The organism is Umezawaea sp. NPDC059074 (assembly GCF_042738955.1).
Lineage (GTDB): Bacteria > Actinomycetota > Actinomycetes > Mycobacteriales > Pseudonocardiaceae > Umezawaea.
Genome location: NZ_JBHYHC010000080.1, coordinates 25,777 through 41,881, shown reverse-complemented (window position 1 = coordinate 41,881; position 16,105 = coordinate 25,777). Strand labels below are relative to the sequence as shown.

The 16,105-nt window shown below is 68.5% G+C and carries 14 protein-coding genes; 5 read left to right on the top strand and 9 right to left on the bottom strand.

Features of this window, described 5'->3' with window-relative positions:
• Positions 1–15: 15 nt before the first annotated feature.
• Together ACFWW9_RS29950 and ACFWW9_RS29945 are read right to left on the bottom strand one after the other, a co-directional pair.
• Entirely contained in the window at positions 16–987 is a 972-nt protein-coding gene (locus tag ACFWW9_RS29950) for a putative zinc-binding metallopeptidase (protein ID WP_390384797.1), read from the bottom strand.
• Positions 988–1,046: 59 nt separating this feature from the next.
• A complete protein-coding gene (locus ACFWW9_RS29945; RefSeq protein ID WP_390384795.1) occupies positions 1,047–1,601 on the bottom strand; it encodes a TetR/AcrR family transcriptional regulator in 555 nt (184 codons plus the stop codon).
• Positions 1,602–1,683: 82 nt separating this feature from the next.
• On the opposite strand from ACFWW9_RS29945, the gene ACFWW9_RS29940 reads away from it, so the two are divergent.
• From ACFWW9_RS29940 to yjfF, 5 genes are all read left to right on the top strand, one after another.
• On the top strand, positions 1,684–2,100 hold the full coding sequence (locus tag ACFWW9_RS29940; RefSeq protein WP_390384793.1) for an ester cyclase: 417 nt from the start codon (positions 1,684–1,686) through the stop codon (positions 2,098–2,100).
• Between the two features lie 684 nt (positions 2,101–2,784).
• Positions 2,785–3,759: an ABC transporter substrate-binding protein gene (locus tag ACFWW9_RS29935; RefSeq protein ID WP_390384791.1), complete on the top strand. Its 975-nt coding sequence runs from the start codon at positions 2,785–2,787 to the stop codon at positions 3,757–3,759.
• 21 nt (positions 3,760–3,780) lie between these two features.
• A complete protein-coding gene (locus tag ACFWW9_RS29930) occupies positions 3,781–5,292 on the top strand; it encodes a sugar ABC transporter ATP-binding protein (RefSeq protein WP_390384789.1) in 1,512 nt (503 codons plus the stop codon).
• Entirely contained in the window at positions 5,289–6,290 is a 1,002-nt protein-coding gene (locus ACFWW9_RS29925; protein ID WP_390384787.1) for an ABC transporter permease, read from the top strand. The genes ACFWW9_RS29930 and ACFWW9_RS29925 overlap by 4 nt, the downstream gene beginning before the upstream one ends.
• Positions 6,287–7,264: a galactofuranose ABC transporter, permease protein YjfF gene (gene yjfF, locus ACFWW9_RS29920; RefSeq protein ID WP_390384785.1), complete on the top strand. Its 978-nt coding sequence runs from the start codon at positions 6,287–6,289 to the stop codon at positions 7,262–7,264. The genes ACFWW9_RS29925 and yjfF overlap by 4 nt, the downstream gene beginning before the upstream one ends.
• Before the next feature lie 73 nt (positions 7,265–7,337).
• Here the strand turns inward: yjfF and ACFWW9_RS29915 are convergent, their stop codons facing one another.
• The 7 genes from ACFWW9_RS29915 to ACFWW9_RS29885 all read right to left on the bottom strand — a co-directional run bounded on the left by ACFWW9_RS29915 (position 7,338) and on the right by ACFWW9_RS29885 (position 15,924).
• Positions 7,338–8,135: a hypothetical protein gene (locus ACFWW9_RS29915; protein WP_390384783.1), complete on the bottom strand. Its 798-nt coding sequence runs from the start codon at positions 8,133–8,135 to the stop codon at positions 7,338–7,340.
• A 270-nt stretch (positions 8,136–8,405) separates the two neighbouring features.
• A complete protein-coding gene (locus ACFWW9_RS29910; RefSeq protein ID WP_390384781.1) occupies positions 8,406–9,356 on the bottom strand; it encodes a polysaccharide lyase family 1 protein in 951 nt (316 codons plus the stop codon).
• 134 nt (positions 9,357–9,490) lie between these two features.
• Positions 9,491–10,642 (bottom strand): enolase C-terminal domain-like protein, encoded by a 1,152-nt coding sequence (locus ACFWW9_RS29905; protein WP_390384779.1) that lies wholly within the window; start codon positions 10,640–10,642, stop codon positions 9,491–9,493.
• Positions 10,639–11,931, bottom strand: coding sequence for an ABC transporter substrate-binding protein (locus ACFWW9_RS29900; RefSeq protein WP_390384777.1), 1,293 nt, complete (start codon positions 11,929–11,931; stop codon positions 10,639–10,641). The genes ACFWW9_RS29905 and ACFWW9_RS29900 overlap by 4 nt, the downstream gene beginning before the upstream one ends.
• A gap of 8 nt (positions 11,932–11,939) precedes the next feature.
• Positions 11,940–12,824 (bottom strand): carbohydrate ABC transporter permease, encoded by an 885-nt coding sequence (locus ACFWW9_RS29895; protein ID WP_390384775.1) that lies wholly within the window; start codon positions 12,822–12,824, stop codon positions 11,940–11,942.
• Complete coding sequence (locus ACFWW9_RS29890; protein ID WP_390384773.1) at positions 12,821–13,711, bottom strand: carbohydrate ABC transporter permease; 891 nt, start codon at positions 13,709–13,711, stop codon at positions 12,821–12,823. Before ACFWW9_RS29890 ends, ACFWW9_RS29895 begins: the two co-directional genes overlap by 4 nt.
• Positions 13,708–15,924 carry a pectinesterase family protein gene (locus ACFWW9_RS29885; RefSeq protein ID WP_390384771.1) on the bottom strand — a complete coding sequence of 739 codons (2,217 nt, stop codon included), beginning with the start codon at positions 15,922–15,924 and terminating at the stop codon, positions 13,708–13,710. The genes ACFWW9_RS29890 and ACFWW9_RS29885 overlap by 4 nt, the downstream gene beginning before the upstream one ends.
• Positions 15,925–16,105 lie beyond the last annotated feature (181 nt).

The window sequence follows — 16,105 nt, the reverse complement described above, 5'->3', positions numbered from 1 at the left end:
ACCGTACCGCGCAGGTCAGGGACGTGCCCCGACGACGAGGGAGTCCACCAGGCGAAGTTTCGCCAAGACCACTGGCGACAGCACGAACGGGTACAGGTCGTCCTTGCCCATGCTGCGGTTGAGCTGGTTCACCGCACGCGACAACGGCAACCACGTGTCGATCAGCTGGTCGAACTCCTCGTCCTGCTCACGGGGTTCGGCGTCGACCGGGGCCAACGGATGCGGCGGGATGTCGCGCCCGGTGACCCGTACGCCGTACGCCGCAGCGGTCTGCACGGTGTCACGGATGTGCAGCAGGTGCGCGAACGTCTCAGCCCAGTCCTCCCACGGGTGCGAGGTCGCGTAGGTGCTCACGTGCGTGGCGTTCCACCCAAGCTCAGGCGTGCCCGCGTAGTGCTTCCGCAACGCCTCCTGGTAGTCGACGCGCTCATCACCGAACACCTCCCGAAACCGATCGTGCCCACCAGCCCGATCGACCAGCACCTCCCAGTACCAATGCCCCACCTCGTGCCGGAAGTGCCCGAGCAACGTCCGGTACGGCTCAGCCATCTGCTCCCGCATCGCCTCGCGGTGACTGTCCACCCCCTCGGCCAAATCGATCGTGATCAACCCGCTGGCGTGCCCGGTGATCACGTGCTCGGCCTCACTTGACAACAGGTCGAACGCCACGTCACCAACCGGCAACCCGAGATCGTCGAGCTGGTGCAGCAACCGCCGCTTCGCCGCCTCGGCCCGAACGAACGCCTCGGGCGCATCCCCGTCAGCCGGCCGAGTCCTGGTCAACGCACAGCAGTCGCACAGAGTGTCCGGGTTGGCCGTCACCCAGTTGCACCCAGCCAGCACCGCGTTGGCACACCGGTGGCGACCGTCGAGCGCGAGGAGCGCGCGGTCGGCACGCGAGTACCCGACCGCCGTACCGCACACAACACACGTGGAGTTCTCGAAGAACAGGAGGTTGCCGCAGGACGGACACGTGAACGAACGCATGGTGGTGCCCCTCTTGGATTTCTTCGGGAGTCCCTCGCGGATACCCGCGCGGAGCCCGGTCAATCGTCGAGGGACCGGACCTCACGGTCGTAGAACGCGTCGGTGTCGAAGCCCATACCGGCGAAGTGACCCGCGATTTCCAAACTCAGCACACCGTGCAGGCGGGTCCAGAAGGAAAGCGACCGCTCCTGCGTGGTGTCGGCGGGGAAGCTCGCAAGGACCGGGGCGAAGATCCTCTTGGCCAGGACCGTGGCTTCGGGTGGAGCGGAGTAACCGGGAACCGGCGTGCCGTAGAGCAGCAGGTAGCGTTGCGGATTGGCCAACGCCCAACGCCGAAGGGCCATCGCCATACCCGGTCGCCCCTCGTTCGCGGCGGCTTCGACGACCTCGGCCAGTTCCTCGTAAGCACTGAGGATCATGCCGGTGAGCAGCTCATCGCGACCAGCGAAGTAGCGGTACAGAGCGGGGGCGGTCATACCCATGTGCTTGGCGATGGCCTTGAGCGACAGCCCGGCAGCACCGGCTTCGGCGATCTGCTCCCAGGCATGCGCTTGGACCTCACTGCGGACCTGTTCGCGGTAGCGGGCACGAGGGCTGCCTGACAGCTGTTCCACGACGCCCCCTTCTCCTCGGTGACACCCAGTCTAGAGGAGTGATAGGGTATAACTGTAGTGATGGCATATAAGGAGGCTTCTGGTGAACGTCGATCTGGTGACGCGGTCTTGGCTAGACCTGTGGAACGGCGACTACGACGTCGCAAAGAGCTTGGTGTCAGACGACATCCGGGTACACGCGGCGCTGGCGGACGGAGGAGACGGAACTGCGGTTTCCGGGCGGGACGGGTTGGTGGGCTGGATCAGCCAGGTTCGCGCGGCATTCTCATCATTGACGTTCTCAATCGAGGTCGGCCCGATCGTGCAAAACGATCATCTTGCCGTCCGGTGGATTGCCAACGGGATCTACGGCGGCGGATTTCCAGGAGCGGCCGCACCTATCGGCACACCTATCTTGTTCGCCGGGACGGACCTGCTTCGGGCTGATGGGGACCGCTTGGTGGAGTACTGGGTGAACTCCGACATGCACGTCCTGCTCGCCCAGTTGCAGGTAGGTTGAGGTTGGGGCCCAAGATCGACTGGTGACCGGGCTGGGACTGCCAGGCGGGGGCCACGGAACGTGGCCGATTTGACATGGGGATTTCGGCCTTAAACTGGTTGTCGGGCGGGCCTCTCTTCGGACCGCCTTTTGAGCCCGACCAAGGCCGAAATGAGGGGCCCCATGTCAAATCGGCCACAGCACGCTGGAAATCGCAGCCACTGAAAGACCACGCTGGAAATCGCAGCCACTGAAAGACCCCGCTGGAAATCGCAGCTGCTGACAGACCACGCTGGAAATCGCAGCCGCTGACAGACCACGCAGGAACCAGTGGCCACGGGGAGGGCTCGGCTGGAAACCCCACCCCCACCCCCCGATCGTTATCGCCCTGAGCCTTGACCGCCACTGTGTTATCGCTAACACTTGCTCCCACTCGTCACGCTGCGGTGACGGTTGACCACCGTGGTCGGCCCAAGGGGAGGTGTCCGTGGTCGGAACGAAACGATCCGGGGGCCCTTGGGACGGGTGTGTGCCGAGTGGCGTGCGAGTGGGGCGTTGGGTGAGGTGGGGTTCCGCCGTTGCGCGGGGCCCCACTCCACCCGTCACGAGGGTTCAAAGGTCGGGCTGACGACGGAGATCGCCCCGACCTTGCTCGAGCACAATTGTTAGCGCTAACACGTGATCAATGGCGATCAAGGAGTTGTCGTGTTCGGTAAGAAGTTGACCGTGGTGGCGGTCGGGGTTCTGGGGTTGTCGCTCTTAACCGCGTGTGGCAACGCCGCGGACAGCACAGGTGGCGCCGGGTCGATCGTGCTCGGGTTCTCGCAGGTCGGCGCGGAGAGCGGGTGGCGGACGGCGAACACGAAGTCGATCCAGGAGTCGGCCAAGTCCGCCGGGATCGAGTTGAAGTTCTCCGACGCGCAGCAGAAGCAGGAGAACCAGATCACCGCGATCCGGTCGTTCATCCAGCAGAAGGTGAAGGTCATCGCGTTCTCGCCCGTCGTCGAGTCCGGGTGGGACACGGTGCTCAAGGAGGCGAAGACGGCGAACATCCCGGTCATCCTCACCGACCGGTCCGTCGACTCGTCGGACAAGTCGCTCTACAAGACCTTCCTCGGGTCGGACTTCGTGGCCGAGGGCAAGAAGGCCGGGGAGTGGCTGGTCAAGGAGACCGCGTCGGCTTCCGGGGACGTGAACGTCGTCGAGTTGCAGGGCAGCACGGGGTCCGCGCCCGCGAACGACCGCAAGAAGGGGTTCGCCGACGCCATCGCGTCCGCGTCGAAGATCAAGGTCGTCGCGTCGCAGACCGGTGAGTTCACCCGCGCCAAGGGCAAGGAGGTCATGGAGGCCTTCCTCAAGTCGCAGAGCAAGATCGACGTTCTCTACGCGCACAACGACGACATGGCGCTCGGCGCGATCGAGGCCATCGAGGCCGCGGGGAAGAAGCCGGGGACGGACATCAAGATCGTGTCGGTCGACGCGGTCAAGGACGGGATGACGGCGCTCGCCGACGGGAAGATCAACTACATCGTCGAGTGCAACCCGCTGCTCGGACCGCAGCTCATGGACCTGGTGAAGAAGGTGTCCGCTGGCCAGGAGGTCCCGGCGCGCATCGAGACCCAGGAGACCGAGTTCGACCAGGCGAAGGCCAAGGCCGCACTCCCGCAACGCCAGTACTGACCCGAGCGAGGACGGCCAGTGATGACGGAGTCGCGAGCGATCCTGGAGATGACCGGCATCCGGAAGGAGTTCCCCGGCGTCGTCGCCCTGGACGGCGTGGACTTCCGGATGTTCCCCGGTGAGGTGCACGCCCTGATGGGCGAGAACGGGGCCGGGAAGTCCACGCTCATCAAGACGTTGACCGGCGTGCACGGGATCGACGCGGGCACGATCACGCTCGGCGGCGCGCCGGTCGCGTTCGCCGGGCCGTCCGAGGCGCAACGCGCGGGCGTGAGCACGGTGTACCAGGAGGTGAACCTGCTGCCGAACCTGTCGGTGGCGGAGAACATCTTCATCGGGCGCGAGCCCCGCCGCTTCGGCCGCATCGACTGGGCCGCCGCGAGGCGTCGGGCGGAGGTCCTCCTGGAGGGGCTGGACCTCCGCCTCGACGTGTCCGCCGAGTTGGGCACGCAGTCGATCGCGGTGCGGCAGATGGTCGCGATCGCGCGGGCGCTCGACGTGTCGGCGCGGGTGCTGGTGCTCGACGAGCCGACGTCCAGCCTGGACGCGGGCGAGGTGGAACGGCTGCTCGCGGTCGTGCGCCGGGTGCGGGACGAGGGGATGGCGGTCCTGTTCGTGTCGCACTTCATCGACCAGGTGTTCGCGGTCGCCGACCGGATGACCGTGCTGCGCAACGGGAAGCTGGTCGGCGAGTACCGCACGGAGGACATCTCGCCGGTCGAGCTCGTCACGAAGATGATCGGCAAGGAACTGGCGGCGCTGGAGGACATCGAGGACATCACCCACCGCCACTCCGGCGGCGAGGTGTTCCTCGAAACCGGCGGGCTCACCAGGAAGGGAGCCATCGCCCCGTTCTCGGTGGAGATCCGCGCGGGCGAGGTCGTCGGCCTCGCCGGGCTGCTCGGCTCGGGTCGCACCGAGTTGGCGCGCCTGCTGTTCGGCGCGGACCACGCCGACGGCGGCGAACTGCGGATCGACGGGAAACCCGTCTCGATGCGGACCCCGCGCACCGGCATGGACCACCGGATCGCGTACTGCTCCGAGGACCGCAAGACCGAGGGGCTGGTCGGGGAGCTGACCGTGCGCGAGAACATCGTGCTGGCGCTCCAGGCGGCCCGCGGCTGGGCGCGGCCGCTGTCCCGGCGCAAGCAGGACGAGCTGGCCGCCCGCTACATCGCCGCGCTCGACATCCGGCCCGCGTCACCTGAGGCACCGGTTCGCGACCTCAGCGGCGGCAACCAGCAGAAGGTCCTGCTCGCCCGGTGGCTCATCACCGAGCCGCGGCTGCTGATCCTGGACGAGCCGACCCGCGGCATCGACATCGGCGCGAAGACGGAGATCCAACGGCTCGTCGCCCGGCTGTCCGACGACGGGATGGCCGTGCTGTTCATCTCCGCCGAACTGGAGGAGGTGCTCCGGCTGAGCCACCGGGTGGTCGTGCTGCGGGACCGGCACGTGGTGGCGCAGAAGGACAACACGGCGCTGACCGCCGACGAGGTCATGGCCGACATCGCCGAGGGGAACGGGTCGTGACGGGGCACCGCTTGTTCTGGCCCGTCACCGCGCTGGTGGCGCTGCTGCTGGTCGACCTGGTGGTGAAACCGTCGTTCTTCAAGGTCGAGTTCCGCGACGGCCACCTCTACGGCAGCCTGATCGACATCCTGCGCCTGGGCGCTCCGCTGATCCTGGTGGGCATCGGGATGACCCTCGTGGTCGCCACCCGCGGCATCGACCTGTCCGTCGGGTCGGTCGTCGCGATCAGCGGCGCGCTGGCGTGCCTGCACCTGAGCGGCCTCGGCGACCAGAACTCCGTGGGAGGCACGCTCGTCGCGGTGGGCTTGGCACTGGGCCTGTGCCTGGCGTTGGGCGCGTGGAACGGGTTCCTGGTGTCGGTGCTGGGCATCCAGCCGATCATCGCGACGCTGATCCTCATGGTCGCGGGCCGGGGGATCGCGCAGCTGATCACCGACGGCCAGATCATCACGATCACGTCCACGTCGTTCCGCGCGCTCGGCAGCGGTTACCTGCTCCTGGTGCCGGTGTCGATCCTGATCGCGCTGGCCGTGTTCGCCGCGAGTTCCCTGCTGGTCCGCAAGTCCGCGCTGGGCCTGCTGATCGAGGCGGTGGGCGGCAACCCCGAGGCGGGCAGGCTCTCCGGCGTGCGCTCGGGGCGGCTGATCTGGCTGGTCTACGTGTTCGGCGGGCTGTGCGCGGGCGTCGCGGGGCTGATGGTCGCCGCGAACACCTCCGGGGCCGACGCCAACCACGCGGGCCTGTGGATCGAGTTGGACGCCATCCTCGCGCTCACCATCGGCGGCACCCGCCTCACCGGTGGCCGCTTCTCCCTGGGCGGCACCGTGGTCGGCGCGCTGCTCATCCAGACCTTGACCACGACCGTCTACACGCTCGGCATCCCCGACACGGCGACGCTGCTGGTGAAGGCGCTGGTCGTGCTGCTGGTGTGCCTGGTGCAGTCGCCGGAGTTCCGGGCGAAGGTCCGACCCCGCCGTGCCACGGAGGTAACCGCGTGACCGCCCGCCTGCTCGGCTACCGGCCCCGGCAGCGCCACCTGCCGATGCTCGCGACCCTCGTGCTGCTGGTCGGGGCCTACCTCTACGGCGCGTCCCAGTACACGGCGTTCGGGTCCGGCCAGGTCGTGTTCAACCTGTTCATCAACTACTCGTGGCTGCTGGTGGTCGCGGTCGGGATGACCTTCGTCATCCTCACCGGCGGCATCGACCTGTCCGTGGGCTCGGTGGTCGCGCTCTCCACCGTGCTGTCGGCGGAACTGCTGACGAAGCACGGCTGGCCCGCGCCCGCGGTGATCGTGCTGGTGCTGGTCGTGGGCGCGCTGCTCGGCACGGGCATGGGCGCGCTGATCCACCACCTGGGGATCCAGCCGTTCATCGCGACCCTGGTGGGCCTGTTCTTCGCCAGGGGCCTGTGCCTCACGATCAGCACCGAGGCCCCGTCGATCGACAACGGCCTGTTCACCACGTTGGCCCAGACGCAGATCCCGCTGCTGGGCGACACCCACGTGTCCGTCAGCGTCGTCATCGCCCTGGCGGTGGTCGCGGTCGCGGCCTACGTCCTGCACCACACCCGGTTCGGCCGCACGGTGTACGCGGTGGGCGGCAGCGAGCAGTCGGCCGTCCTGATGGGACTCCCGGTGGCGCGGACCAAGGTCTCCGTCTACGCGCTCAGCGGGTTCTGCTCCGCGCTGGGCGGGCTGCTGCTGGTGTTCTACAAGCTCTCCGGCGACCCGTTGAGCGCGATCGGCACGGAGTTGGACGCCATCGCCGCGGTCGTCATCGGCGGCACGGTCCTGTCCGGCGGGTCCGGCTACGTCGTCGGCACGGTCCTCGGGGTGCTGGTGCTGGGGATGATCCAGACCCTCATCGACTTCGACGGCACGCTCAGCTCGTGGTGGACCAGGATCGCGATCGGCGGGCTGCTGTTCGTGTTCATCGTGCTCCAGCGGCTGATCGCCCGCCGGTCGGTGTGAGCGTTCACAACCGGGTTTCCCCGTCGGGTCGTCGAGAATTTCCCACCTCGACGACCCGACGGTGGAAAGGGCGCTACTTCAGCGCGCAGGTGGCGAATCGCTCCAGGCCTTCTGGCTTGGGGGCGAGTCGGCCGATGGCGGTTTCGATGCGGTTCAACGCGGCGATGCGCTTGTCCTCCAGCGGTCCGAGGATGGCGTTGTCCACGAAGTTGGGGCCGCCTTGTCCCGCGGTGTCGACCAGGCGCTTGTTGGCCTCGGCGATCTGGTTGTCCAGGTTCGCCAGCTCCTTCGTGACCTCGGCCTGCGCTCCCGCGGGCACGGGCGGGATGGCGTCAACCGGGCTCGGGCAGACGATGCTCTGCCCGCCCGCCGCGGGCGCGGCGGACGTCGACGGCGGCTGCTGCGCGACGGCGCTGCTGATCGTCGTGCTCGGCGCGGGAGCGGCCTGACCTGGGGCTCCGAGCTTGCAGGTGGCGAACCGCTCCAGGCCTTCCGGCTTGGGCGCGAGCCGACCGATGGCCGTTTCGATCCGGTTGAGAGCGGCGATGCGCTTGTCCTCCAACGGTCCGAGGATGGCGTTGTCCACGAAGTTCGGTCCTCCCTGTCCCGCGGTGTCGACCAGGCGCTTGTTGGCCTCGGCGATCTGCTTGTCCAAGTTGGCCAACTCCCTGCTGACCTCGGCCTGCGCGCCCGCGGGCACGGCCGGGACGGCGGCTGTCGGGTCGGGGCAGGCGATGACCTGGGAGGAACCGCCCGCCTTGGAACCGCTGGCCAGCGCGGCTGCGGTCAACGCGGTGGTGAGGGCGGCGACTCCGACCAGTCCGACCAGCAAGACACGGCGTTTCTTGTGCTCGGGGAAGACGTGGGACATCGGGACACCTCGCAGGGGTCGGCGGACCGTGGAAACCGAAACTTTCGGCGTCGGCACGGATCGTTCTCGGTCGCTGGGGAGTACGGCGCGAAAAAGTGCCGGGTTCAACGTCCAAGAAATGTGTTCCCGGCATACCGAGCGGTCCACCTGTCGAATGCCCGTCGAATAGCGACCAGCGGTGAAGCGTGACCGGCCATTGTGAACGTGCTACAACTGAAAGCGGGTGTGGGGACCGCCGCCGCGCAGTGGGCCCCACACCCGCCGGAGGGACTAGATCTTGCCGGTTCCGGCGCCGCTGATGACGGTCGCCTTGACGCCGCTGGCCGCGTCGAGGGTGTAGGAGTACGGGATGGCCTTCACGGTGCCGCCCGCGCTGCCCGCGCCGGAGTTGACGAAGTAGTTGTTCTTCGCCACGAGGTTCGCGGCGGGGGAGCTGCCCTCACCGCGGTGGAACGGGTCCTTGGTGTTCTCGAAGTAGTTGCCCTCGACCAGGACGCCCGCGTCCTTGGTGGACGCCACGCCGTAGGACGTGACGCCGCCGTAGTAGTTGTTGTAGACGTGCACGGGGTTGCCGAAGCGCACCCGCGGGTGGCGCTGGTTGGTGCCGTTGAACCAGTTGTGGTGGTAGGTCACGCGCAGCTTGCCCGTGTCCTCGGAGCCGTTGCCGTCGTCGTGGCCGAGCAGCATCGTCTTGTCGTGGCTGGAGACCTTGTTCCACGACACCGTGACGCAGTCCGACGCCCGCTTGATGTCGATGGCCCCGTCGTAGCCGTTGGACAGCGAGTTGTGGTCGATCCACACCCGCGTCGAGTACTGCACGTTGATCGCGTCGTCGTTCCACCCGCTGAAGTTCAGGTTGCGGATGATCACGTTGGAGGCGTTGGCGACGTTGAGCCCGCTCCCGGTGATGGTGGCGTTCGAGCCGACCCCGATGATCGTCTTGTTGGCCGCGACCTTGGTCATGGACGACAGGTTGATCGTGCCGGAGACGCGGATGACGGCCGGGCTCGTCGACTTCGCCGCCGCGGTCAGCGCGTCCGCGGTGGTCACGGTGACCGGGGCGGTGCTGCCGCCGCCGGTCGTGCCGCCGCACTGCGTCGCCCAGCCCGCGAGGTCGAACGGGGCGGCGTTGGCGGGCAGGGCCGAGGTGGCCGTGCCCACGAGGACGGCCGTGGCGAGCAGTGCCGCGCGCCACGACTTCCTGGTGGTTTTGGGGAACATCGAGTACCTCTCCTGGAATTGTCGCGACCGTCGTCGGTGACGGCCGGTACCGCTTTCGGACAAGTGCTGGCGGCAGTTGTCGGCGGTCCAGTACTGCGGTTCTCACTCGGGTCCCGGCAGGGACGATCCGCGATTCACCACGAATCGACGATGTGGGTGGAGATGTGGTCGAGGTTCCAGTCGTCGCCGAGGCCGGGCCGCGTCGGCAGGGCGACGGTCCCGTCCTCGTCGAGCGCGTCGACGATGGAGTGCAGGTGCGGTGGGACGAGGTCGAAGTCCACGTGCGGGTGCAGCAGGCCCCGTTCGTAGAACCGGCTCGCCTCCGACGCGCCGAGGAGCGCGAGGCTGGCCGAGCCGTTGCCGTGGATCTCGCAGTCCATCCCGAACGACTCGGCCAGGTGCAGCACCTTGAGCACGGGGGTGATGCCGCCACAGCCGTTCGCTCCCGCCCGGAGGATGTCGCACGACCCGCCCACGACCCACTCCGCACGGGTCAGGTGCTTGCCCCACGCCACCTCCGGGCCGATCACCGGGATGTCGAGCTGGTCGGCCAGCCACCGGTAGGAGCTCGCCGACGCCTCCTCCATCGGCTCCTCGAACCAGGTGAAGCCCAGCCGCTGCACGGCCCGGCCCAGTTCCAGCGCCTCGGTCCGGCGGTACCAGTGGTTGGCGTCCAGCATCAGCTCGACGTCCGGTCCGACGGCGTCGCGCACGGCCTCGCACGCCTCGACGTCCCTCCGCACGCTCGGCGCACCGGGCACCGGCGGCATCCACGTGTGCAGCTTGACGGCCCGGTACCCCTGCTCCACCAGGCCCTTCGCGAACAGCGCGTAGTCCTGCGGCGTGGCGAGCCCGCCAGGGGTGGTGTCGCCGCACATGGTGCTGGCGTAGGCGGGCACCCGGTCGCGCGCCCCGCCCAGCAGCTTCCACAGCGGCAGGTCGGCGCGGTGGCCGAGCAGGTCCCACAGCGCTTGGTCGACGTAGCCGAGCGCCCGGTCGGTGAACCCGCCGTGCGAGCCCCGCTGGCGGTGCGCCAACGTGCGCCACAGCCGCTCGCGGTCCCAGGGGTCCTGCCCGAGCAGCACCGGCCGCACGTGCCGGTCCAGCACCGCGGGCCGCACATGGTCCGGCAGGACTTGGCAGCGCCCGGTCACGCCGTCGTCGTCGGTGATCTCCAGGACAGCCTCGACGACGTCGTGCGGGTCGCTGGGGTGCCGGTGGCCCGCCTCGTCCACGGCGGTGTGCGCGGTGGTCGTGAACACCCGCACCCCGATCGACCGGATCACCTCCGCTCCTCCCACTCCTTCTGGGCGGCCGACAGCTTGTCCGCGAGGCCGGTGAGGAACTCCTGCGCGGACAGCTGCCCCAGCAGCACCTTCTGGTACGCGGGTTCGCTGTCGGTCTTGGTGATCGAGGAGTACTGCGGCAGGTAGACGGGCGCGGGGACCAGTTTGGTCGCGGGGTCCTCCAGCACGCCGAGCGCCATCCTCACCGGCTGGTTGGCCTCGATCCACTTCTCCGACCGCACGTCGGTGTTCGCCGGGATCTGGCCGACCTTCTCGTTCCAGTAGCTGTTGGACTCCGCCGACACCAGGAACTCCACGAACTTCCAGGCCGCGTCGGTGTTCTTGCTCCCCTTGAAGACCGCGAACCCGTCGGTGGGGTTGGGCACGACCGTCTTCTTGCCCGACGGCCCGACCGGCAGCGAGATCGCGCCGACCTTGTCCGTGCCCAGCGCCTTGGTGACGTCGGAGTACGAGCCGAGGTTGTGGTGCATCATCGCGACCGAGCCGCCGGTGAACTGGGCGACCATCTGCGTGTAGTTGTTGTTCACGTCGGCCTCGGGCGTGGCCTTCTTGTACAGCTCCGCGACCTTGCGCACGAGGTCCGCGTTGCCCGAGGAGGCGACCGTGCTCGTCGTCCCCTCGAAGAACTTCTCCACCCCGGAGTACGCGTAGGTCTCGGTCAGGAGCTGGAAGATCGAGCCCGCGCCGCCGCGGATCGTGTAGCCGTAACGGTTCTGGGCCGGATCGGTCAGCTTCACCGCCCGGTCGACCAGTTCGTCCCACGTCGTCGGCGGCGTCAGGTTCGCGGCCTCGAACCAGTCCTTGCGGTACCAGATCACGTCGAGGTTGCCCGACGAGGGCGCGGAGTACAGCTTGTGGTCCGGCGCGGTCTGCCGCACGGTCTCGACCAGGCCCGGCAGCAGCTTCCCCTTCATCGGCCCGGAGTCGATCCGGTCGTCGAGCGGTTCGAGCGCGTCCTGTCCGACGAGGTTCGCCAGGTACGACGTGGTCACGCCGCCGACGTCCGGCACGGACCCGCCCGCGATGGCCGTGTCGTACTTCTGCTGCACGGACGCGCTCGGCACGCCGACGTACTCGACCTTGATGGTCGGGTTGGCGGCCTCGAACCGCTTGATCAGCTCCTCGTAGATCGGTGTGCGGCCGGGGCCGCCGTTGTTGTCCCAGAACGTGATCGTGGCGTTGCCGCCACCACCGCCGCCCGCGTCCGAACAGCCCGCGACCGCCATACCCAGCGCCAGGACGACCGCCACCGCGCGTCGGAATCCCATCGTTGTCCTCATCCCTTGACCGCCCCCGCACTCAGGCCCTGCACCAGGAACCGCTGGACGACCGCGAACACGAGCACGACCGGCACGGCGGCGACCACGCCACCGGCGGCGAGCGCGCCGAAGTCGGTGTTGAACTCGCCGAGGGCGTAGCTGAGCCCGACCGGCAAGGTGAACTTGTCCTGCCTGCCCGCGAACATCAGCGCGAACAGGAAGTTGTTCCACGCGCCGATGAACGCGAACGACCCGACCGCGACCAGCGCGGGCCGCAGCAGCGGCAGCGTGATCGCGAAGAACGCCCGCAGCCGCGTGCAGCCGTCGACCATCGCGGCCTCTTCCAACTCCACCGGGATGTTGCGGACGAACCCGCTCATCAGGATCAGCGCCAGCGGCAGCTGGAAGGCCGTGTCGGCGACGACCAGCCCGGTCAGGCTGTTGAGCAGCCCGGCGTTCTTGAAGATCACGAACAGCGGGATCAGCATCATCGCGCCGGGGATGAACTGCGTGCACAGCAGCGCCAGCAGGAACACCCGCTGGCCGCGGAACCGGAAGCGCGCCAACGCGTACCCGCCCATCAGCGCCAGCACGCTCACCACGCCGAGCGTGCCGACGGCCACCAGCAGGCTGTTGGTGAAGAACACGCCGAACCCGAGGCCGTTCCACACCGTGTCGAAGTGCTCGAACGTGACCGGCCACGGCACCAGCGCCGTCGACCCGGTGGGCCGGAAGGCGAAGACGACCATCCAGTAGAACGGCACCAGCGTGAACAGCAGGTACAGGGCCAGCGGCAGGTGCAGCCGCCAGCTCCGACCGGGTTCGTCGCGGCGCCTCCGTCGTGGCGGGGTGTCCCGGCGCGGCGGGTCGACCTGGAGTGGCCGGATGAGCGTCTCGGTCATGACCGACTCCCGAACTTGGACAGCCGCAGGTAGAGGATCGAGAAGAACAGCAGGACCACGAAGCCCGCGACCGTGAGCGCCGAGCCGTAGCCGAAGTCGTGCGAGTCCACGGCCTTGCGCGCCACGTACAGCGGCAGCGTGGTCGTCTGGTTGGCCGGCCCGCCGCCGGTGAGGGTGTAGATCAGGTCGACGTTGTTGAACTCCCACACCGCCCGCAGCAGGGTGGACAGCACGATCGCGTCCCGCAGGTGGGGGAGCGTGACGCTGAGGAACCGCCGCCACCGGTTGGCCCCGTCCACGGCCGCGGCCTCGTACAGGTCCTTCGGGATGGTCTGGAGGTCGGCGAGCAGCAGGATCGCGAAGAACGGCACGCCCCGCCACAGCTCGGCCACCACGGTCGCCGGGAACACCGTCGCCGGATCGCCCAGCACGGACGTCCCGTGGTCGCCGACGCCGAGGTTCGCCAACTCCTGGAACACCCCGGTCGACGGGTTGTAGAGCAGGATCCAGATGCCCGTCGTCAGCACGCCCGACACGGCCCACGGCGAGAACACCAGCGACCGCGCCACACCCCGGCCGATGAACGTCTCGTTCACGATCAGCGCCAGCGCCAGGCCGAGCAGCAGTTGCAGCCCGACCTGCACGACCACCCACTTGGCGCTGAACAGGAGGCTCTGCCAGAACAGCGGGTCGTCGGTGAGCATCCGGCGGAAGTTGTCCAGCCCGGCGAAGCCGTTCTTCCACGGCTGCGTCACGTTGTAGTTGCGCAGGCTGTAGTAGACGACGCTGCTGATGGGGTAGAGCAGGAACGCCACCAGCACGGCCACCGTGGGCAGGATCAGCGCGTAGGGCGCCCACTGGCGCCGTCGTCGGAGCACCGCGGTCACGAGGGGTTCCACCCGTCGGTGCCCGCGAGGTAGGCCCGCACGGTGTACTTGGCGGCGTCCGTGGTCGACAGCTGCGGCCGGTCCGTGCCGGTGCCCGCGCCGGGGCCGCTGTTGTGGAACTCGGCGAACCTCGCGTCGCGCCAGGAGAAGCCGGACATGTCGGTCCACGGCGCGGCCTTGACCGCGGCGGGCAGCACGGTGTCGCGGACGACGACCTGGGCGATGGCGTCGGGGTCGCCGCTGGGGTGCCACGGCCTGCCCAGGTAGTAGGTGCGGGCCTTGGCGGTGCTCAAGACCGTGCTGTTGACGATCAGGAAGCCGAAGGGGTTGTCGCGGCGGGTGCTGGCGGCCGTGAGGTAGCCGTTCGGGTCGCCGCCCCGGTCCAGCGCGGTGATGGTGGCCCGGTCGAACACCGCCGTGGCCCTGCCGAACAGGAAGTCCACGTCACCGCTGATCGCGCAGTCCCGGTAGTACTGCCTGGCACGGGTGCCCGCCGCCGGGCTGTCGGCGTAGAGGGTGTCCTGGTGGCCCAGGAACGTGACGCGGTCGAACAGCATCCGGTCGCCGATGGCCTTCACCGCGACCGCCTGCGTCGCGGTGATCTCCGGGTGCCGCGCGCGGTCGAAGGAGTTGCGGAACGTCAGGTCGCGGGCGGTGAAGTCGGTCGCGGCCAGGGTCGCGGTGGCGCTGCCGGTCGTGCCGTACGTGCTGCCGTCGGGCTTCTTGGTGCCGCTGGCGTTGTCGTAGTCGATGACCACGTCGCTCGCCCGCCCGGTCGAGCCCCGCAGGGTCAGGCCGCGCTTGCTCGCGGGCACGGTGATCACCTCGTGGTACACGCCCGGCTGGAGCGTGACCACGCCACCGACGGGCGCGGCGTCGATCGCCGACTGCACCGTCGCGAACGTCCCGATCCCGGCGACGGAGACGCCGGGATCGACTCCGGCCCTCAGGTGGGCGACCCGGTGCGCGGGCTCCAGACCACGGGTCAACGTCGGCGTCCACCCGGCGTCGGAGCCCAGCGGCGTGGCCGGGTTGGCGGCGTTGAACGCGGCCAGCAGGCTGGTCGGCCTGCCGTCGACGAGCGTACCGCGCTCGGTCATCGCGGTGCCGCCCCAGTTGTAGACGGCCTGTTCCGGTTTCGCCCAGTCGCGGAAGCGGAAGTAGTTGTTCTGCGCGTAGAGCTGCGAATTGACGCCGACGCCCCAGCTGTAGACGTGGCCCGCTTTCGGCTCGTACAGGTTGTCGTAGACGTGCACCTGACCGAACCGGACCCTGGGCGCGCGTTCCTCGACATTGCGGAACACGTTGTGGTGCACGGACACGCGCAGTTTGCCGGGGTCGACTGTCGAACTGTTCGACGAACCGATCAGCATCGTCTTGTCGTGGTCGGCGAAGAGGTTGTGCGAGACGGTGACCAGGTCGGAGGCGGTGGTGATGTCGAGCAGGCCGTCGTGCGCCTGGTAGGGCCGTCCGAAGTGGACCGGGGAGGCGTTGTCGGGGTTGGGCTGGTCGGTGAACGTGTTCCCGTCGACCCACACGTGCGTCGCCCGTTGCAGGGACACGGCGTCGTAGAGCGAGTTCCAGTTGCCGGGGGCCTGACCGGGGGAGTTGTCGTTGGGATCCCACTGCGGGAAGCAGTCGTGCGAGTCGCGGAAGGTCAGGTTCCGGACGATGACGTTGTCCACGCCGTGGATCCGCAGGCTGCCGCCGGTGATGCCCGCGTTTCGACCGAGGCCGACGATCGTGGTGTTCGAGGTGACGGCGAGCCCGATCGTGGCGCCCTGCTTGGCGGCCGAGGCCGCGCGGGCGTCCTCCAGCGGGCCGGACGGCTCCTGGTCACGGCCCCACACGGCCGGGTCGTAGGCCGCCAGGTACGCGTCCAGCGAGTATCCGTCGACGGCGTAGTCGGTGCAGGACAGGGGTTTCCCGGCGTCGTCGGTGTTGGCGTCGATCACGCCCATGACCTGGACGATCTTGGGCGCGGGGTCGGCCAGCGCGGCGACGAGTTCCGCCCGGTTCCGGACGGTGTGCACGTGCTCCGCCGTGGCCGTCGACCCGCCCGTGGTGCCGGTGCCGCTCGACGCCCAGCCGTCGCCCGCTCGCAGCACCTCGCGGCCGACGTCGTGACCGGCCGGGGTCGCGGCCGCGGTCGGGACGACGACCGCCAGCGCGCTCGTCATCGACAACACGAGCGCATACCTCGTCAACCGCATGGCGGTGTGCCTTTCCTGGAGGTTATCGGGGTGGCAATTCATGGATATGAACGCCGTCCAGACTCGTGAATCGGATATTACGAATGTGTGTGCTTTGCGTCAATGAATTGATTCCCGATTCGACATTGTTCGACGGTTCGAACGACAATTCGACGGAATTCGAGTCGAATGGCGTCGAACG